The organism is Nocardia sp. NPDC051756 (genome assembly GCF_040681495.1).
Classification (GTDB): domain Bacteria; phylum Actinomycetota; class Actinomycetes; order Mycobacteriales; family Mycobacteriaceae; genus Nocardia.
Genome location: NZ_JBFAYV010000002.1, coordinates 382,340 through 399,255, shown reverse-complemented (window position 1 = coordinate 399,255; position 16,916 = coordinate 382,340). Strand labels below are relative to the sequence as shown.

Here is a 16,916-nt window from a genome sequence, read left to right as displayed (position 1 = left end):
ACGAACGAGCAGCTTAGCCGTTCGTGCTGGTCATCGGAGGACGACGAGCCACACCGCGACATAGTGGGTGAGCGCGGCGAGCACGGTCGCGGCATGGAAGAACTCGTGATGGCCGAAGACGGTCGGCCACGGGTTGGGCCACTTGGTGGCGTAGAGGATCGCGCCGCCGCTGTAGAACAGGCCGCCGACCAGCAGCAGGATGAGCGGCGCGATGCCGATCTCGCTGTTCAACTGCCCGGCCACCGGCACGATCGCCCAGCCGAGCAACAGATAGAGCGGCACGCCGACCCAGCGAGGAGCGGTGGGCCACAACAGTTTCAGCGCGACGCCGGCCAGCGCGCCCGCCCAGACCACGATGAGCAATGTCTGCCCGGTGCGTCCGGGAAGGCCGAGCAAGGCGAACGGCGTGTAGCTGCCCGCGATGAACAGGAAGATCATCGAGTGGTCCGCGCGCTTCATCCGGATGCGCGCCTGCGTGGTCGGCCAGGTCACTCGGTGATACACCGCACTGATGCCGAAAAGCCCGCACACGGTCAGTCCGTAGACGGCGGTGGACCACCCCGCGGTCGCCGAGATGGTGGCCGCCTTTGCGACCAGCACGATGGCCGCGACGGCCGCGATGCCGACCGCCCAGGTGTGGATCCAGCCGCGCATCCGTGGCTTCACCAGCGTCTCGACCAGGGACTCCGACCCCGAGCCGTCGACCACTGCGGGGTCTGCGGCGCCGACCGATTCGGACACGAGCTACCTCCTGGTTGAACTCACCGGTAACCTACGGAACCGTAGGTTGCGGCCCACCGCTACTGTACCGGGAGACCCGGTCGCTGCCAGGATCCCGCCCGTGGGGCGTAGGGTGGCCGCGTGGAGCTTCCGGTTCAGGTGCGGGGTTTGCCGTATCGCATCTACGAGGCCCGGCTCATGAAGCAGCTGGCCGGCAAACAACATCCCCGCCACGTCGCGGTGATGTGCGATGGTAATCGGCGGTGGGCCAGAGAGAACGGCTTCACCGACGTCAGCCACGGACATCGGGTCGGCGCGGTGAAGATCGCCGAGCTCGTCGGCTGGTGTCAGGCCGAGGGTATCGAGATGGTCACCGTCTACCTGCTCTCCACCGAGAACCTGCAGCGCGATCCCGAAGAGCTGGAGACGCTGTTCGAGGTGATCACCGACGTGGTCGAGGAACTCTCGGCGCCGGAACAGAATTGGAGCGTGCGCATCGTCGGCACGCTCGACGGCTTCCCCGAGCTGATCGCCAAGCGCCTGCGCACCGCCGCCGAACGGACCGAGGGCAACAGCGGCGTGCACGTCAACGTGGCCGTCGGCTACGGCGGCAGGCAGGAGATCACCGACGCGGTGCGCTCGCTGGTCCGCCAGGAGATCGCCGCGGGCGAGACCGGCGAGGATCTGGTCCAGTCGATCACCGTGAACGCCATCGGCCAGCACCTCTACACCTCCGGCCAGCCGGACCCGGACCTGGTCATTCGCACCTCCGGAGAACAGCGACTCTCCGGATTCCTGCTGTGGCAGAGCGCATACTCGGAGATATGGTTCACCGAGGCATACTGGCCGGAATTCCGGCGCGTGGACTTCCTGCGGGCGCTGCGCGACTTCGCGGCACGACACCGGCGCTTCGGCATCTGAGCTCGGGCGGTGGGTCATGAGTGACCTGGACAGCCGCGCCGACGGACACCGGACCGCGCCGGTGCCCTACATCAGCTACGAGGACTTCGGCCGGCGGTTCCTGGAGTACGCCGCCACCGAGGAGCGGATCCTGGGCGCGTTCTCCCAGTTGACCGGCGCCGCGTTCGATTTCGGCCCGATCGGGGTCGGGCCCGGCCGGTTGGCCAAGGCCAGCGCGCAGGTGCAGCTCGGTCAGGCGGTGGTGCGCCGCGATGTCGACGAGGTGATCTCGTTCGCGCTGAAGATCCCGCTGAGCGTCGACATGCTCATCGACCTCGCGCTGGACAAGCACCGGTTCGAGGTCGACGGCCACATCCACGTGCACCTGATCGTGCGGGCCGCCGAGCCGCTGCGCGTGGTCATCGACATCGCGACGCCGCGCTCGAGCGACGTCCGGATCAATGTCGCCACCGACACCATTCGCGGGAACCTGTTGCGCATCTTCGCCAGCGTCGATCAGGAGATCCGGCGTTTCGTCGCCCGCTATATCGCCAAGGAGATCGACAAACCGCACATTGCCGCGGCCCGCGATATCAATGTGGCCGAACGCCTCGATGCCGCCTGGAAATTGTAAGCGGGATCACAATTTACGTAGTCGCAGTCTATTGATGCTGTGGTCGGCGTCCTTACGCAACACGAGGGTGGCGCGCGGCCGGGTGGGCAGAATGTTCTCCACCAGATTCGGGCGGTTGGTGTTGTTCCAGATCTCCGACGCGGCATGCGTCGCCTGCTCGTCGGTGAATCCGGAGTAGTGGTGGAAATGCGCGTTCGGGTTCGCGAAGGCGGTCTCGCGCAGCGCGAGAAACCGTTGCACGTACCAGCTCTCGATGTCCTCGATGCGGGCGTCGACGTAGATGGAGAAGTCGAACAGGTCCGAGACCATCAGCCGGGGCCCGGTCTGCAGCACGTTCAGGCCCTCGACGATCAGGATGTCGGGCTGGTGCACGCAGTGGAACTTGTCCGGCACGATGTCGTAGGAGATGTGCGAGTACACCGGCGCGCACACCTCGGCCGCGCCGGACTTCACCTCGGTGACGAATCGCAGCAGCTTGCGGCGGTCGTAGCTCTCCGGGAAGCCCTTGCGGTGCATGATGCCGCGGCGGGTGAGTTCGGCGGTGGGATAGAGGAATCCGTCGGTGGTGACCAGGTCCACCCGCGGGTGGTGGTCCCACCGGGCGAGCAGCGCCTGCAGCACGCGGGCGGTGGTGGACTTGCCGACCGCGACGCTGCCCGCGACGCCGATCACGAACGGCACCTGCCGGTCGGGGTGCGTCTCGCCGAGGAAGGTCGCGGTCGCGGCGAACAGCCGCTGGCGCGCGGCCACCTGCAGGTGGATGAGTCGAGCGAGCGGCAGATAGACCTCCGCGACTTCTTCGAGGTCGATCTGTTCGCCGAGACCGCGCAGGCCCCTCAGTTCTTCCTCGGTGAGCACCAGGGGAGTCGACTTTCGCAGTGTGCGCCACTGTTTGCGGTCGAATTCCACATACGGACTGGGCTCGCTCATTCGTGCCACTTACCCGACGCTCCAGTTCGGCAAACGCGTACACATACCGTGCCGGCTCCGTGTGATTCGGTCTAACTCTCGCCGCATAGCCGAATTCTGCTCTGCGTCAACAGCGTGCGAAAAGCGGGGTACCGATAGCGGGGTATCCCGGGTCGGCGAACGACTAATGTCGGTCGGATGGCAGCGCATCCACTGGTGACCGAGTACCTGCGGCTCGGGTTGGCATTCGACCGGCTCGAAGACGGTTTCGTCGACGCGTTCACCGGCGATCCGGCCCTGCGCCGGGAGGTGGAGAACGCCCCCGCGCCGGAGCCGCGTCAGCTGGCCCGCCGGGCGGCCGAGCTGCGCGCCGGATTGGCCGACGCGGGGCTCTCGGCCGAGCGCACCGAGTTTCTGGACGCGCACTTGCGCGCGCTGGAGTGCTCCGGCCGCAAGTTCGCGGGCGACGACATCGGGTTCGTCGACGAGGTGCGCGCCTACTTCGACGTGGACATCGCGCCGGGCGACGTCGAGGACTACCGGGAGGCGCACCGGCAGATGGACGAGGTCTTGGCCGGCACCGGCCCGCTGGCCGAACGGGTGGCCGCGCATCGCAAGGCCGACGAGATCCCGCCGGAGCGGTTGTCCGCCTGCGTCGAGGCGTTCTCCAGCGCCCTGCGCGAGCTGGTCCGCGACCGCTACCCGCTGCCCGACCACGAGCACGTCACCTACGAGGTGGTCGGCGACAAGCCCTGGTCCGGCTTCAACTACTACGTCGGCAACTTCCACTCCCGCGTCGCGATCAACTCCGACCTCAAGCAGCACATGACCGTCCTGCCGGTGCTGATCGCGCACGAGTCCTACCCCGGCCATCACACCGAGCACTGCCGCAAGGAGGCCGGACTGGTCGCGGCCGGTCAGGCCGAACAGACCCTGTTCGTGGTGAACACCCCGCAGTGCCTGATGGCCGAGGGCCTCGCCGACCTGGCCCTGGACTCCATCGTCGGCCCCGGCTGGGGCAAATGGGCCCAGGAGATCTACGCCGACCTCGGCCTGCGCTTCGACGGCGAACGCGCGGAACGGCTTTCGATCGCCTCGGCGAACCTGCTCGGCGTCCGGCAGGACGCGGCCCTGCTCCTGCACGATCAGCACCGCGGCCAGGACGAGGTCGCCGAATTCCTCCAGACCTGGAGCCTCACCACCCCCGAGCGCGCCCGCCAGTCCCTGCGCTTCCTGTCCTCGCCGCTGTGGCGCGCCTATATCTCCACCTATGTGGAGGGCTACCGCCTGCTCGGCGGCTGGCTGGACCGGGCGATCGATGCGGACGACCGTTCGGATCGTTTCCGTCGATTGCTCGACGAGCCGCTGACCCCGGGTGCGGTCCGGCGTGGCTGACTCCCGCCGCGGCTGTGATGCGTCACTCTGCCGAAGGCGCTCGATGATCCCCTGACGCGGATTCGCACCCGCTGCCGGGCAGTGGCAGCGGGTGCGAATGCCCGAGGCGATGGCGCGACGGTTTGCCGTACGGCGCGATCCCCTCCGGTTCGTGCCGGCCGGTCGAATGTCCGCGATGGTGCCGTGCGCCGGGTCGCGCGGCGGAATTCGGTGCGCTACTGGATGACCGCGCAGCCTTGGCCGGAGGAGATGGTGCAGATGAGGGTGGAGAGCTGGCGGAGCAGGCCCTCGAGCGGGTTGGTGGGGACCGAGATCAGGGCGAGCATGATGGCTCCTCGAGACGGGTGTGTGGCCGATTTCACCAGTTAAACCGGTGGAATCGGGGTGTCTCGTTACGTCTCGCGGGGCCCCGAATCAGTGTGCCCCGGGTAGTGGGGGCAGCGTTGGTCAGGCGTTGGTGAAGGTGATGCGCACCGAGATCGGGTCACTTTCCAGCGCTTTCATGGTCCACTCCGCGGCGGATTCGGGGACGCGGCCCTTGGCGAAGCTGCGGGCGCGGGCGATCACGTCGTCGTCGGGGACGAACGCGGCGGTGCCGGTGTACCAGCGCTTGCCTTGGCGCAGGCGGACATTCGGGTCGGCCACGATATTGCGCGCCCAGCCGGAACGACGGCCGTGCTGGGAAATGAGCCAGGCGCCTTCGTCATCCACCGACACGGTGACCGGAACTCGCCGTGGCTGACCGGTTTTCGCGCCGGTGGTCTCCAACTCGGCGAGCAGGGCCGAGCGGATGCCGATGCGGTCGAGCAGGCCGACGGCGGGGTTGGCCAGGTAGCGGCCGATCAGGCGTTCGCGCCGGAACTTGCGGACGGCGGCGCTGGTGCTGCGTTCGGTCATGACGAGGCTCCTTGTGGCTCAGCGGTTTCCGCGGAAGATGACGCAGGTGGTGGTGCCGTGCGCGACCAGGCGGCCCTGTTCGTCGACGACCCGTCCCTCGGCGGTCGCGGTGGTGCGGCCGACGTGGATGGTGGTGCCGGTGGCGGTGAGTCGCTGGCCGTTGGTCGGCGCGGAGCGGATGTAGTTGATCTTCAGCTCGAGCGTGGTGTAGCCTACGCCCGCGTCCAGGGTCGAGTGCACCGCGCACCCCATCACCGAATCGAGCAGCGTGGCGCAGATGCCGCCGTGCGTGCTGCCGAGCGGATTGGCGAAATCGGGCCGGGTCCGCAGCCCGAACACCACCTTGCCCTGTTCGAGCAGATCCACCTCCATGCCCAGCAGGTCGCCGATGAACGGCGGGCGGTCTTCCATGGTCATGGCGGTCCGGAGCAGCTCCAGGCCGGTCAGCTGGGCGAGGTCGATCGTGGTTTCCGACATGAATCCGTCCCTTCGGTGAACCGATCGGTCCACATCTGTCATGATTGGAGCATGGACCGATCGGTTCACGCAACCATGTACCGGTAAGGAGCCCCGATGACCGGCCCCCGCGCCAGGCTGATCGACAGCGCGATCGAACTGGTTCGCGAGCAAGGAGTGCACGCGGCCGGCCTGTCCGCGTTGCTCGACCGAAGCAAGGCCTCGCGCAATTCGCTGTATCAGCACTTTCCGGCGGGCAAGAGCGAGTTGGTGGCCACCGCGACCACGATCGCCGGCGCCCGGCTGGCCGCTGTCATGGAAAAGATCACCGCGACCCGGCCGCCCGAACGCTGGTTCGACGCGCTGCTCGGCTGGTGGATCGCCGCGATGCCGGCCAGTTCCTACCGCATCGGCTGCCCGATCGTCGGCGCCGCGCTCGCCGAATCCGAACCCGACGTGCAAGCCGCGGCCGGCGCGGTATTCGCCGACTGGCAGGCGAAACTCGCGGCTGGCTTCGCGGGCGCGGGCCTGTCCGCCGAGGAGGCGAGCTCCTTCGGCAGCTTCGTGCTGAGCGCGCTGGAGGGCGCGATCGTGCAGTCGCGCGCGATGAAATCCACCCAGCCGCTCATCGACGCGCAAAAACACCTGTCGGTCCTGCTCGGGCACTATCTCCGGCCCGACGCCGAGCGCTGACGCACGCCAGAGTTGTCCGGAACCCCATGCCGAACAACACACCGGCGGCCCATAGACTGTGGCGGTGACGCAGACGACGGCCTCGGTCAATACTCAGTCTCTCGGTGAGCTCGATCCGGAGCTCGCCGCCGCGATGGCAGGCGAACTCGCGCGCGAGCGCGACACGCTCGAGATGATCGCCTCGGAGAACTTCGTGCCGCGCGCGGTGCTGCAGGCGCAGGGCAGCGTGCTCACCAACAAGTACGCCGAGGGCTACCCGGGCCGGCGCTACTACGGCGGCTGCGAGCACGTCGACGTCGTCGAGACCCTCGCCCGCGACCGCGCCAAGGAACTCTTCGGCGCCGAATTCGCCAACGTGCAGCCGCATTCCGGCGCGCAGGCGAACGCCGCGGTGCTGATGGCGCTGATGAACCCGGGCGACAAGCTGCTCGGCCTCGACCTCGCGCACGGCGGTCACCTGACCCACGGCATGCGGCTCAACTTCTCCGGCAAGCTGTACGAGACGCACTTCTACGGCGTCAGCAAGGAAGACCACCGGATCGACATGGACGAGGTGCGCACCATCGCGCTCGAGGCTCGTCCGAAGGTGATCGTGGCCGGCTGGTCCGCCTACCCGCGGCAGCAGGACTTCGCCGCGTTCCGCTCGATCGCCGACGAGGTGGGCGCCTACCTGTGGGTGGACATGGCGCACTTCGCCGGTCTGGTCGCGGCCGGCCTGCACCCCTCGCCGGTGCCGCACGCGCACGTCGTGTCCTCGACCGTGCACAAGACTCTCGGCGGACCGCGTTCGGGCCTGATCCTGGCCCAGCAGGAATTCGCCAAGAAGCTCAACAGCGCGGTGTTCCCGGGCCAGCAGGGCGGCCCGCTCATGCATGCCATCGCCGCCAAGGCCGTCGCCTTCAAGATCGCCGCGGGCAGCGAGTTCAAGGACCGGCAGGAGCGCACCCTGTCCGGCGCCAAGATCCTGGCCGAGCGCCTGACCGCGGCCGACGTCAAGGGCAAGGGCGTCAGCGTGCTCACCGGCGGCACCGACGTGCACCTGGTGCTCGTCGACCTGCGCAACTCCGAGCTCGACGGCCAGCAGGGCGAGGATTTGCTGCACGAGATCGGGATCACGGTGAACCGCAACGCCGTTCCGTTCGACCCGCGCCCGCCGATGGTCACCTCCGGCCTGCGCATCGGCACCGCAGCCCTGGCCACCCGTGGTTTCGGCGACACCGAGTTCACCGAGGTCGCCGACATCATCGGCACCGCGCTCGCCGGTGGTTCCGATGTCGAGACCCTGCGCGGCCGGGTCACCAAGCTGGCGCAGAGCGTTCCGCTGTACGACGGCCTGGAGGACTGGCGTCTGCTCGGCTGAGTCGCCGCTGATTCGTTCGACGGGCTCGCATATCCGGTCATCCGCCGGATTTGCGAGCCCGAGTCGTTTCCGCCCCCCATCACCAGCATTGCCACAAGCTCACCGCCACCGACGGAAGAGCCTTCGGCCCATTGTGTCCAACGGACATAGTGGTGGCGCTACTCGCGAATGCCTCGGCTATGTCCCGGTGGCTAGAGACGTCGAGCTAGCCGTGCGGCTGCGTTTTCTGCTGCCTGCCGTTTGGTTGTGGCGGGCGGCGCGCAGGGAAAGTCGTCCGTTGGGTGTGGTCGCGGAGTTGGTTCGTGTGCGTGTCGTCGCGTGTCGTTGACGAGGTGTCCCGCTAGTGTTTTCGCGGATTGCCCTCGTCGGATGGGTGCGCGGGCGCAGTCTGGCGTTGTGTAGCTCAGGTAGGGGACTCGACTCGGCGCGGAGGCAACCTGGTGGTCGGCAGGCGTGTGGTCCGGGTGGTCTGCGCGCTGGTGGTGCTGGCCGCGGGGGTGTCGTCGGCGGCGGGGGCGGAACCGCCGGGGGTTTATGTGTCCGTGGGGGAGTCGAGTGCGGCGGGGCCGTTCATTCCGGATCAGCTCGAGCCGCTGGCTTGTTTTCGCTCCGATCACAATTACGCGCATCTGACCGCCGATGCGCTCGGGCTGACGTTGCGTGATCCGGCGTGTTCGGGCGCGAAGATCGCGAACATGTATGTGGCACAGCCGCTTCCGTTCGGTGCGCCGAACCCGCCGCAGATGGACGCGGTGACCGCGGACGCGACGATCGTGTCCGTGGACTTCGGCATCAACGACTATGCGGACGACGGCTGGACCGCTACCGTCTTGGCGTCGAAATTGGCTGCGCTACTGGACGATATCCACGCGCGTGCACCACAAGCCGAAGTCTTCGTGATGGGCAAGATCGAGCGCGTGCGCGCGGGCGGATGTTTCCCGGCGGTGCCCCTGCTGCCGACCCAGGCCGACCAGATCTACACCGGTATCGAAGCGGTCAACGCGGTGCTGGCCGCCCAGGCCGCGACGCACGACGCGACGTTCGTCGATGTGTACCCGGCCAGCATCGGCCACGACGCCTGCGCGCCGGAGGACGATCGCTGGGCCGAAGGTGTCGTCCCGAACTCACCCGCACAACCGTTGCACGCCAACGCCGTTGGTCATCAGCACGAAGCGGAGATGCTCATCGACGCGATCCGCCGGAACGACTGAGCGCTCAGCTCGTCGGCATTTCGATGCCCTTGGCGGCGGCCAGTGCGGCGAGCTTCTCCATTTCATCGATGGCGACCGCGACGTACACCTTCAGCCGGCCGTCGTCCTCACGGCGCAGCAGGTATTCGTAGTCGCCGTCGGTGAGCAGCGCGCCGTCGCTGTCGTAGAAGTGCCAGCGCACGTGGATTCGGGTGAGCCGGGCAGTGAGGTCGGCCTGCTCGAGCAGGGTGTGGCCGACCGAGGCGAGGCCGAGGCTTTGATAGAACGGGTAGGACTGTTTCAGCCCTTCGGCCATCTCCGTGGCGGAGGACAGCGTGCCGACGAAGGCGTCGCTGATGATCATGCCGGGCGTGCCCCATTGCAAGACCGAGCGTTCGGCGTCGAACGCGGTCAGCGAGTCCTGGTATTCGACTAGAAGCGACTCGATCTCATCCCGAGTGGTAGTCATGCCGTCGACTTACCCAGACCGGCCGGTACCAATACGGTCACACCGAATCCATTCTGGCCCGGGCGCGGGCGATCGACTCGTCGAGGTAGCGGACGAGGTCGGCGCTGGTGCCGGGACGGATCATCAGGGCGCGATTGGCGGGGACCTCGTAGTAGCGGCCGTCGGCGGTGGTGTCGATCCAGCGCAGGCGGCCGGTGCGCAGCGGTTCGGCGTTGCGTGGGCCGAGCAGGACCGCGGCGATGCCGCGGGTGCCGCAGGGCTGGCGCCAGAAGCGGCGGTAGCGATCCTTGACTTCGCTGGCGGGGGCGCTGCCGAACAGATCGGTGCGCTCGTCGTTGAGATCGTCCAGCAGGAACGACTTTTCGCCGGTGGTGCCCGCGGGGGTTTCGGGCAGCAGCCGCACCAGTTCGGTGGCGAGCTGGTCTATCCGGCAGCGGCGCAGCTGAACTCGGCCGCCGGTGGGTGCGGGGGTCTGCTCGGCGATCACGCCCGCGCCGCCGTGGGTGGCGCAGCCGATCGCCCGTAACTCGACGCCGTCGCGGGTGTTGTCGTAGCCGAAAAGCTCGATGCGCCAATCGGGTCGGGCGAGCACGGTGATGGCGCGCGACAGCGGGACGCGCTCGGGGCGAGCCAGCTCCTCCCGGAATTGCTGCTGGTAGGTCTGGTATTCGCGCAGACCGGGGAAGCGGCTGGTGAAGCGGAACGGAAAGGGCAGGCGATCGAGGCCGGTGCCGAACCAGGCCGCCGCGAACTGCTCTGCCGACAGCGACCACTGCGCCGTCATTTTTCTCCGATCACCGGCGGCACAGTCTTTTCCACCTCGCCCAGCAGTTCCTTGGCGTGTTCCTCGGTGCGCAGGAAGCCGGGGGACTTGTGTTCGCCGTCGTCGTCACCTCGGCTGCGGGCGCCGTGCGGGAACATGCCGGGATAGCCGGAGGTGCCCGGTGCGCCCGTTCGACCGGGCGTGGCGGCCGACTGGGCTCCGGCGGCGACGGGGGCGGTGGCGGGCACCGGGGGGCGTGAAGTGCCTTGGCGGGCTTCGCTGTTCGAGCTCCCAGGAGTGTTCGGGTTGGCCGAGGTGCTCGGGTGACCGCTGGTGGTCGGAGAGCCGGACCTGCTCGGGGTCCCGTTGACCGAGGCGGGGGTGACGGTGGTCGACGGCAGTGTCGTGGTGGGGATTGTCGTCGCGATCGGGCTGGCCGAGAAGGGCGAGGTGGTGGTGGTTGCCGGGGACTTCGGTGTGGTTGCCGCGGTCGTCGTCGAGGCGGGTGTGGTCGAAGGGTCGGTGGTCTGATCCTTCGAAACAGACTGTGGAGCAGTCTCTTCCGACTTCGCTTCGGTTTCCGGCGTGCCGGTGTCCGACGACTTGTCCGCCTTGTCGGTCGGTGCCTGCTTGCTGGAATCCTCCGTGCTGGAACTGCTGTTGTCCGGATTCTTCGTCGGGCCGGGGCTCGTGCCCGGATCGGTACTGCTGTCCCCGCCGGGCGGGGTCACCGAGATCGGGCTGATCGGCGGCGGCAGCGTCGGAATGGCGGGGGCGGTGGTGCCGTACGGCTGGATGTACTGCGTGGTCATGTCGTCGCGGGCCTGCTCCTCGCTGGAGTTACGCAGTTCCGGCCCACGCGGATTGGTCGAGGTGTCCACCACGTCGGGCACCGACAGCTTGAACTTCGCCGCCGCGCTCGCCGCCTGCGACAACGGCGTGGTCTGCGCGTTCAGCGTGTCACCGAACTCGCCGACCTGGGTCGCGTAGTCGCGGATGCCGCGCACCGCGCTGTCCGCCGCCGCGCCCTCCCAATGCTGTTCGATCGCCTGCTTGATGGCGGTCTCGAACTGGTGCCCGGCATCGGTCACCGCCGTCGCGATCTTCGACCAGGCGTCGAACGCGCTGTCCAGCCCGTCCGGGTTCATCTCGTCGGCCGCCTGCTTGATCTCGGCGTGGGTAAAGCTTTGCGCGTTCTCGGGATTGGTGATCGCGCGGCCGTCGGTCTGTTTCATGATCGCTCCCCCGTAGGGTTTGGTTCAGCTGCCCGCTGGCAGCAATGGTGCGACTGCTTGGGCGATTTCGGTGGCGTTGTCGCAGGGCGACAGATTGCGTGGGTGCTTGCCGGTCGGGTCGTCGACCAGGACGTAGAGCGAACCGGTCTTCATCTCGACATTGACCGTGCACCCGCCGGGTACGTCCGGCCTGGCCTCGTACCGCAGCGCCTTCCGGTCGCCGATCGAGATGTCCACGGCCACAGGGAACTTCTCGCGCACTTGAGCGAGGGTTCCGTTGGTGGTCTCGATGGTCATGCCGTAGCCGGCTTTGGCAACGTAGCGGCAGCCCTTCCAGTTGATGCCGTCTGCGCTGTTCTGTTTCGGCGAGGGCGGCAACGCATCCCACTGATGCTGACTGAGGAACTGCGGGGTCATCGACGTGCAGGGATCGAAGGCCGCTTGCGGAGCCGATCCTGTTGTTTTGGTGACCGATGGCGCGGTCGAGTCCGGGCCGGTCGGTGGGCCGGCAGGCTTCGGCTCGCCGTCGCATCCGGTCAGCGCGGCGGCGAGGATCGCGGCGGCGGCCACGAAACCGACTCGCGGCGAATGACTCCCACGCTGCACAAAGCTCATACGCTGATCTCCCGCAACTTCGTCGCGAATTCGGTATCGGTGCGCTGATAGCTCTCGCAGATAGCCTTGAACATTGCCCGGATGTCCTCGGCCACCTTGATGTAATCGTTCAGGGTGTCGTAGGCGTTGTTCGGTCCACCGAATGCCTTCTCCCGGAACAGTTGTACGAGTTCGACGGCCGACGACAGGCGCGGGTTGTTCTCACCGAGCCCCCAGGAGGTCTTCTCGCTCAACTCACGCGCGTCCGCGCGCACACCGGTCAGCTGGTTGATCAGCTGTTCACACGCCTTGTCGATATCCACGAACCCCTGCGGATCCATCCGCACCTTCAACGCCCCGGACTTCGCATCCTCGATGTACCCGGGAAACGGGCTGTCCACCGCCATCACCGTCCCCTTTCATGAGTGCCTCTGACCCTATAGACGCGCCCCGCCCCGCTTCGGTTCCATCGAAACACAGCGAATTCTCCGGTGCGAGCACATCGGCGGATCGTCCCCGCATACCGGTCGGCCTCGAATCGGTGCGCGGGACCGAAAATCCCGCGCGGCCAACGGTTTCAGTTGATCTCGGTCGGGCCGATCAGGGCCGGGTAATCCCGCAGGTCGATGTCGTTGGCGGCCTTGTCGGCGTACTTCGCCATCAGGCTGAACATCCATGATCCGAAGAACCAGTTGCGCATTCTGATGCCGTACGCGGTTTTCGGCGCCAGGAACCTTCCAGCGTTGCTGTTTCCCATGATCTTCGCGTAGTTCCGCATGATCTCGTTGTAGCGCGCGAAGGCCACGGTGTAGTCGCCGTCGGCGAGGGCGAGTTCACCCGCGATGACGTACGCGCCGACCACCGCGAGCCCAGTGCCGAAGCCTGCCAAGGTGTTTCCGTACGCCGAGTCGCCGACCAGCGCGACCCGCCCCTTGGTGAAGACGCCCCGCATCCGCACCTGGCTGATCGAGTCGAGGTAGAAGTCGTTGAAATCGGCCATCTCGCTGAGCATCCGGGGAACGTTCCAGTTCACGTCGGCATACACCTCCTCGACGATGCGCCGCTGGGTCGCGGTGTCGTCGCGGGAGTAGTCGAGCTCGGGGGACATGAACATGTACAGCTGCTGGGCCTTCGACCCGCCGGTGATCGCGAGCTTGCCGGGCGCGTTGTGGCCGTAGGCGGTGACCCGCTCGCGCGGTCCGGTGGCGTCCTTGCTCCACGGGCTGGCGCCGGCGACGCAGTAGTAGTAGCCCAGGTATTCGACGAAGTCCTTTTCCGGCCCGAAGGTCAGCTTGCGCACCCGGGAGTGGATGCCGTCGGCGCCGAAGACCAGGTCGAAGGTGCGCGCCGGGCCGTGTTCGAACTCTACGTGCACGCCGTCGGAGAGTTCGGTGAGGGCGCTGATCGAATCGCCGAACAGGTATTCGCAGTGTTCGGCGGTGCGCTTGTACATGATCTCGGCCAGATCGCCGCGCAGGATCTCCACGTCGCCGCCGGTGAAGTCGCCGGACATCAGGGCCAGCTGCTTGCCGTTCTCGTCGACGAAGACGGTGTCGGTGGTGCCGGTCCAGCGTTCCTTGATGTCGTCCAGGATGCCCATCCGCTCGAGCACGGTGAAGTGGGTCTTGCCCTTGAAGTCGATGGCCTGGCCGCCCGGGCGCAGGCCGGGGGCGCGCTCGACGACGGTGACGTCGAAGCCGTAGCGGTTCAGCCAGTAGGCGAGGGCCGGGCCCGCGATGCTGGCGCCGGAGATGAGAACGGACTGGTTGCGCATGGTGACTCCTGGTCTCGATAAGTGTCCTTCGGAAACTGTTTCCGCTGGACGCGAATCAGAGTATGGTAGACACAGTTTCAAGTCAAGCCGTTCTCCGGAAGGATTTGCGCATGCCGGTACCGACCACCATTCAGCTGCTGTGGGGAACCCAGCAGCGACCCAAACGGGGTCCGAAGCCCGCCCTCTCGCTGGCGGGGATCGTGGCCGAGGCGATCACGCTCGCCGACGCCGAAGGGCTGGCGAACCTGTCGATGCAGCGGCTGGCCGAGAGCCTCGGCTTCACCAAGATGTCGCTGTACCGGTACCTGCCGGCCAAGGAACACCTGACCGCGCTGATGCTCGATGCCGCGATGGGCACGCCACCGGATACCGCCGCGCTACCGGGGGATTCGGAATCCTGGCGGGCCGGGATCCGGCTCTGGGCCGAGTCGATCTACCAGCGCTATCGCGAACATCCCTGGGCCATCGAGCTGACCGTCGGCGTCCGCCCGTTCGGCCCGAACGAGCTGGGCTGGACGGAGAGCGCGCTGGTCGCGCTCAGCGGCACCGGCCTCACCGGCCCGGAAAAGCTGGACACCATCGTGTTGGTGAACGGCCACGCCCGCAGCCTGGCGCAACAGACCCACAGCCTGGGCGCGGCCCCGACCACGCAGTTCGCCGAGCAGTTCACCGAGATGATGACCGAGGCGGGCGATCGTTATCCGGAAGTCGTCGCCGCCTTCGCCGAGGAGGCCGCCGCAGCCGATTCGGCTGCGGCGGACGACGCCCTGAACTTCGGTATCGAGCGTGTCCTCGACGGTTTGGCCGTGCTGATCGCTCGACGGGCAGGCGGCTGAGCGGTCTCCATCGCCGGGCCTGCCGCATCGGCCGACTTCGGCCTATCGTCGGACCATGACCCAGGACCTAGAACTTCAGCAGGACGCGATCACCACGGTGCGGAAGTTCTTCGCCGCGCTCGAACACGGACCCGTCTCGGATGCGCTGGACTTGCTGCATCCGGATGTCGTGTGGAAGAACACCTCGCTGCCCGATCTCGGCGGCGGCTTGGCGCGCAAGGTACTGCTCGGCCTGGACAAGGACGCGTTCGGTTTCGGGGTGGAGATGCACCACATCGCCGCCGACGGCAATATCGTGCTCACCGACCGCACCGACATCCTGCGCTTCGGCCCGGTGCGGATTTCGTTCTGGGTGACCGGCACCTTCGAACTGCGCGACGGCCGAATCATCCTGTGGCACGACCACTTCAGCTGGGAGAACTTCCTGCGCGGCACGGCCGTCGGCCTCTTCCGCGCCGTGCTGCCCCGCGGCTGAACAACGACGCGCTCAGCTGTGCTCGGTCAGATACTCCAGATAGAACGGCCGCAGCACCTCGGCGATCTCACCGTCGCCCGCATGGATGTAGTCGTCCAGCATCGGCAGCACGTACTTGATGTCCGCCTCGCTCTCGCCGAGGTTGCCCGCGGCGGCCTCGGCGGCCGGGATCGAGGTGAGCAGCCGCCACAGGAACTTCACGTCCCCGTGCCGCACGGCCAGCTTCACCGCTCGATCGTGCAATTCCTTGGACGACAGCTTCTCCAGGTCCTCGTTACCGGCCATACCGCCGACTCTAACCGCCCCCCACCAACTGGTGGCGGCGGCCGGGCTGTTCAGGCCGACGAGTGATGATCTACGCGGGGAAGTTCGATCTTCAGCTGCCAGGAGGCGTTGTGATGTCGGTGCAAGGTTCGGTCGAGCCCGGGTTCGAGGCGGTTCGAGACGCCTTCGGACAGGCTCAAGCCGAGGATGAAGGCGCGGCTCAGCTGTGTGTCTATCGGCACGGGCGTAGCGTCGTCGACCTCTGGACCGGTCGAGATCCGATATCCGACAAGCCCTGGGACGCAGAGTCGTTGGTGGTGCTCATGTCGGTGTCGAAGGGGTTGACCGCGACCTGCGTGCACATGCTCGTCGAACGCGGGCAACTCGACCTCGACGCACCGGTTCGTGATTACTGGCCAGAGTTCGCGGCCAACGGCAAAGCCGCGATCACGGTCGCCGATGTGCTCTCGCACCGTGCCGGACTGTCCAGCTTCGACCCCGAATACGGTATCGGCCCAACACAGTTGACCGACTGGTCGACCTGCGTGACGGCGCTCGAATCCATGACTCCGCTGTGGCGGCCAGGAACGGCGTTCTACTACCACTCCCTCACGCTGGGCTATCTGGCCGGCGAGCTGATCCGGCGGGTGACCGGCAAGACCGTCGGTGACTTCCTTGCCGCCGAAATCGCCGGGCCACTCGGATTGGACCTGTGGATCGGGCTGCCCGAACGCGAGGAACATCGGGTCATCCCGCAGTTCACCCGCCAGACCGGTCCCACAGCAGACCAGGTGCGGGCCGTGCTGACCAAGATGGGGATCGATGTCGAGGATCGACTGGTGCGGGCGACCTTGGCGACTCTCGCGACCAAGGACGAGGGGATCGAGATGCTGAACACGCGTGCAGGTCACGAGGCCGAAGTGCCCTCAGGCAACGGGATCGGCAACGCCCGCTCGCTGGCCCGGATGTTCGCCGCGACCATCGGTGAAGTCGATGGCATCCGATTGCTCTCCGCCGCGACCGTCGAGAAGGCGCGTCAACCTCAAACCAGCAACCTGAGCAGTCCGCCACCGCTGGACGTCATCCCGGGGACGCACACTTTCGCCTACACCTACGAGGTCCCCGGCATCACCTGGCCGATGCTCGGCGCGGGCTCGTTCGGCAACGTGGGCACCGGCGGTCGAATCGCCTTTGCTCACCCGGAATCCGGTGTGGCGGTCGGCTACACGTGCACCAACATGACCGGAGACAATGCGGCTGCCCCGGACCCGCGGTGGGTGTCCTGGACTGCGGCGTTGCGGGAGGCGGTTGCTTAGGGTGATGCGGAAATGATGCTGGTCACTTCCCGGGCC

The 16,916-nt window shown here is 67.1% G+C and carries 20 protein-coding genes; 9 read left to right on the top strand and 11 right to left on the bottom strand.

From position 1 onward, the window contains the following. Window positions 1-30: 30 nt before the first annotated feature. On the bottom strand, window positions 31-681 hold the full coding sequence (locus AB0M22_RS07900) for a hemolysin III family protein (protein WP_364724018.1): 651 nt from the start codon (window positions 679-681) through the stop codon (window positions 31-33). Window positions 682-861: 180 nt separating this feature from the next. Here AB0M22_RS07900 and AB0M22_RS07895 point away from each other — a divergent pair, with 180 nt between their 5' ends. Together AB0M22_RS07895 and AB0M22_RS07890 are read left to right on the top strand one after the other, a co-directional pair. Further along, window positions 862-1,641 carry an isoprenyl transferase gene (locus AB0M22_RS07895; RefSeq protein WP_150402228.1) on the top strand — a complete coding sequence of 260 codons (780 nt, stop codon included), beginning with the start codon at window positions 862-864 and terminating at the stop codon, window positions 1,639-1,641. 16 nt (window positions 1,642-1,657) lie between these two features. After that, the gene (locus AB0M22_RS07890; RefSeq protein WP_364722418.1) at window positions 1,658-2,254 is read left to right on the top strand and encodes a hypothetical protein; all 597 of its coding nucleotides are present in this window, start codon (window positions 1,658-1,660) and stop codon (window positions 2,252-2,254) included. 6 nt (window positions 2,255-2,260) lie between these two features. Here the strand turns inward: AB0M22_RS07890 and coaA are convergent, their stop codons facing one another. Then, window positions 2,261-3,193 (bottom strand): type I pantothenate kinase, encoded by a 933-nt coding sequence (coaA, locus tag AB0M22_RS07885; protein ID WP_150402230.1) that lies wholly within the window; start codon window positions 3,191-3,193, stop codon window positions 2,261-2,263. Between the two features lie 168 nt (window positions 3,194-3,361). Between coaA and AB0M22_RS07880 the strand changes: the two genes are divergently transcribed. After that, window positions 3,362-4,558 carry a DUF885 domain-containing protein gene (locus tag AB0M22_RS07880; protein ID WP_364722415.1) on the top strand — a complete coding sequence of 399 codons (1,197 nt, stop codon included), beginning with the start codon at window positions 3,362-3,364 and terminating at the stop codon, window positions 4,556-4,558. A gap of 447 nt (window positions 4,559-5,005) precedes the next feature. On the opposite strand, the gene AB0M22_RS07875 is transcribed toward AB0M22_RS07880, so the two are convergent. Next, entirely contained in the window at window positions 5,006-5,455 is a 450-nt protein-coding gene (locus AB0M22_RS07875; protein WP_364722413.1) for a nitroreductase family deazaflavin-dependent oxidoreductase, read from the bottom strand. 18 nt (window positions 5,456-5,473) lie between these two features. Beyond that, a complete protein-coding gene (locus AB0M22_RS07870) occupies window positions 5,474-5,932 on the bottom strand; it encodes a PaaI family thioesterase (RefSeq protein ID WP_364722411.1) in 459 nt (152 codons plus the stop codon). Window positions 5,933-6,028: 96 nt separating this feature from the next. Here AB0M22_RS07870 and AB0M22_RS07865 point away from each other — a divergent pair, with 96 nt between their 5' ends. The 3 genes from AB0M22_RS07865 to AB0M22_RS07855 all read left to right on the top strand — a co-directional run bounded on the left by AB0M22_RS07865 (window position 6,029) and on the right by AB0M22_RS07855 (window position 9,175). Beyond that, window positions 6,029-6,604: a TetR/AcrR family transcriptional regulator gene (locus tag AB0M22_RS07865; RefSeq protein ID WP_364722409.1), complete on the top strand. Its 576-nt coding sequence runs from the start codon at window positions 6,029-6,031 to the stop codon at window positions 6,602-6,604. 64 nt (window positions 6,605-6,668) lie between these two features. Next, window positions 6,669-7,964, top strand: coding sequence for a serine hydroxymethyltransferase (gene glyA, locus AB0M22_RS07860; protein ID WP_364722407.1), 1,296 nt, complete (start codon window positions 6,669-6,671; stop codon window positions 7,962-7,964). A 356-nt stretch (window positions 7,965-8,320) separates the two neighbouring features. Then, window positions 8,321-9,175, top strand: coding sequence for an SGNH/GDSL hydrolase family protein (locus AB0M22_RS07855; protein ID WP_364722405.1), 855 nt, complete (start codon window positions 8,321-8,323; stop codon window positions 9,173-9,175). Window positions 9,176-9,179: 4 nt separating this feature from the next. Here the strand turns inward: AB0M22_RS07855 and AB0M22_RS07850 are convergent, their stop codons facing one another. The 6 genes from AB0M22_RS07850 to AB0M22_RS07825 form a co-directional block, all read right to left on the bottom strand. Further along, entirely contained in the window at window positions 9,180-9,623 is a 444-nt protein-coding gene (locus AB0M22_RS07850) for a hypothetical protein (RefSeq protein ID WP_364722403.1), read from the bottom strand. Window positions 9,624-9,660: 37 nt separating this feature from the next. Continuing rightward, complete coding sequence (locus AB0M22_RS07845; RefSeq protein WP_364722401.1) at window positions 9,661-10,407, bottom strand: ESX secretion-associated protein EspG; 747 nt, start codon at window positions 10,405-10,407, stop codon at window positions 9,661-9,663. Continuing rightward, window positions 10,404-11,621, bottom strand: coding sequence for a hypothetical protein (locus tag AB0M22_RS07840; protein WP_364722399.1), 1,218 nt, complete (start codon window positions 11,619-11,621; stop codon window positions 10,404-10,406). The genes AB0M22_RS07845 and AB0M22_RS07840 overlap by 4 nt, the downstream gene beginning before the upstream one ends. A gap of 24 nt (window positions 11,622-11,645) precedes the next feature. After that, window positions 11,646-12,236 (bottom strand): DUF3558 domain-containing protein, encoded by a 591-nt coding sequence (locus tag AB0M22_RS07835; RefSeq protein ID WP_364722397.1) that lies wholly within the window; start codon window positions 12,234-12,236, stop codon window positions 11,646-11,648. Further along, window positions 12,233-12,622 carry a hypothetical protein gene (locus tag AB0M22_RS07830; RefSeq protein WP_364722395.1) on the bottom strand — a complete coding sequence of 130 codons (390 nt, stop codon included), beginning with the start codon at window positions 12,620-12,622 and terminating at the stop codon, window positions 12,233-12,235. The genes AB0M22_RS07835 and AB0M22_RS07830 overlap by 4 nt, the downstream gene beginning before the upstream one ends. A gap of 170 nt (window positions 12,623-12,792) precedes the next feature. Beyond that, window positions 12,793-13,989 (bottom strand): FAD-dependent monooxygenase, encoded by a 1,197-nt coding sequence (locus tag AB0M22_RS07825; RefSeq protein WP_364722393.1) that lies wholly within the window; start codon window positions 13,987-13,989, stop codon window positions 12,793-12,795. 110 nt (window positions 13,990-14,099) lie between these two features. On the opposite strand from AB0M22_RS07825, the gene AB0M22_RS07820 reads away from it, so the two are divergent. Together AB0M22_RS07820 and AB0M22_RS07815 are read left to right on the top strand one after the other, a co-directional pair. Beyond that, the gene (locus AB0M22_RS07820) at window positions 14,100-14,825 is read left to right on the top strand and encodes a TetR/AcrR family transcriptional regulator C-terminal domain-containing protein (protein WP_364722391.1); all 726 of its coding nucleotides are present in this window, start codon (window positions 14,100-14,102) and stop codon (window positions 14,823-14,825) included. 55 nt (window positions 14,826-14,880) lie between these two features. After that, window positions 14,881-15,300 carry a limonene-1,2-epoxide hydrolase family protein gene (locus AB0M22_RS07815; RefSeq protein ID WP_364722389.1) on the top strand — a complete coding sequence of 140 codons (420 nt, stop codon included), beginning with the start codon at window positions 14,881-14,883 and terminating at the stop codon, window positions 15,298-15,300. Window positions 15,301-15,312: 12 nt separating this feature from the next. On the opposite strand, the gene AB0M22_RS07810 is transcribed toward AB0M22_RS07815, so the two are convergent. Then, entirely contained in the window at window positions 15,313-15,585 is a 273-nt protein-coding gene (locus tag AB0M22_RS07810) for a hypothetical protein (RefSeq protein WP_364722387.1), read from the bottom strand. 113 nt (window positions 15,586-15,698) lie between these two features. Here AB0M22_RS07810 and AB0M22_RS07805 point away from each other — a divergent pair, with 113 nt between their 5' ends. Further along, entirely contained in the window at window positions 15,699-16,880 is a 1,182-nt protein-coding gene (locus AB0M22_RS07805; protein ID WP_364722385.1) for a serine hydrolase domain-containing protein, read from the top strand. Window positions 16,881-16,916 lie beyond the last annotated feature (36 nt).

What these genes read in the sequence shown, in the direction of transcription:
- AB0M22_RS07890 (WP_364722418.1), top strand. Translation starts at nt 1,658, where the DNA reads ATGAGTGACCTGGACAGCCGCGCCGACGGACACCGGACCGCGCCGGTG.
- AB0M22_RS07880 (WP_364722415.1), top strand. Translation starts at nt 3,362, where the DNA reads ATGGCAGCGCATCCACTGGTGACCGAGTACCTGCGGCTCGGGTTGGCA.
- AB0M22_RS07875 (WP_364722413.1), bottom strand. Translation starts at nt 5,455, where the DNA reads ATGACCGAACGCAGCACCAGCGCCGCCGTCCGCAAGTTCCGGCGCGAA.
- AB0M22_RS07870 (WP_364722411.1), bottom strand. Translation starts at nt 5,932, where the DNA reads ATGTCGGAAACCACGATCGACCTCGCCCAGCTGACCGGCCTGGAGCTG.
- AB0M22_RS07865 (WP_364722409.1), top strand. Translation starts at nt 6,029, where the DNA reads ATGACCGGCCCCCGCGCCAGGCTGATCGACAGCGCGATCGAACTGGTT.
- AB0M22_RS07850 (WP_364722403.1), bottom strand. Translation starts at nt 9,623, where the DNA reads ATGACTACCACTCGGGATGAGATCGAGTCGCTTCTAGTCGAATACCAG.
- AB0M22_RS07845 (WP_364722401.1), bottom strand. Translation starts at nt 10,407, where the DNA reads ATGACGGCGCAGTGGTCGCTGTCGGCAGAGCAGTTCGCGGCGGCCTGG.
- AB0M22_RS07840 (WP_364722399.1), bottom strand. Translation starts at nt 11,621, where the DNA reads ATGAAACAGACCGACGGCCGCGCGATCACCAATCCCGAGAACGCGCAA.
- AB0M22_RS07835 (WP_364722397.1), bottom strand. Translation starts at nt 12,236, where the DNA reads ATGAGCTTTGTGCAGCGTGGGAGTCATTCGCCGCGAGTCGGTTTCGTG.
- AB0M22_RS07830 (WP_364722395.1), bottom strand. Translation starts at nt 12,622, where the DNA reads ATGGCGGTGGACAGCCCGTTTCCCGGGTACATCGAGGATGCGAAGTCC.
- AB0M22_RS07825 (WP_364722393.1), bottom strand. Translation starts at nt 13,989, where the DNA reads ATGCGCAACCAGTCCGTTCTCATCTCCGGCGCCAGCATCGCGGGCCCG.
- AB0M22_RS07820 (WP_364722391.1), top strand. Translation starts at nt 14,100, where the DNA reads ATGCCGGTACCGACCACCATTCAGCTGCTGTGGGGAACCCAGCAGCGA.
- AB0M22_RS07815 (WP_364722389.1), top strand. Translation starts at nt 14,881, where the DNA reads ATGACCCAGGACCTAGAACTTCAGCAGGACGCGATCACCACGGTGCGG.
- AB0M22_RS07810 (WP_364722387.1), bottom strand. Translation starts at nt 15,585, where the DNA reads ATGGCCGGTAACGAGGACCTGGAGAAGCTGTCGTCCAAGGAATTGCAC.
- AB0M22_RS07805 (WP_364722385.1), top strand. Translation starts at nt 15,699, where the DNA reads ATGTCGGTGCAAGGTTCGGTCGAGCCCGGGTTCGAGGCGGTTCGAGAC.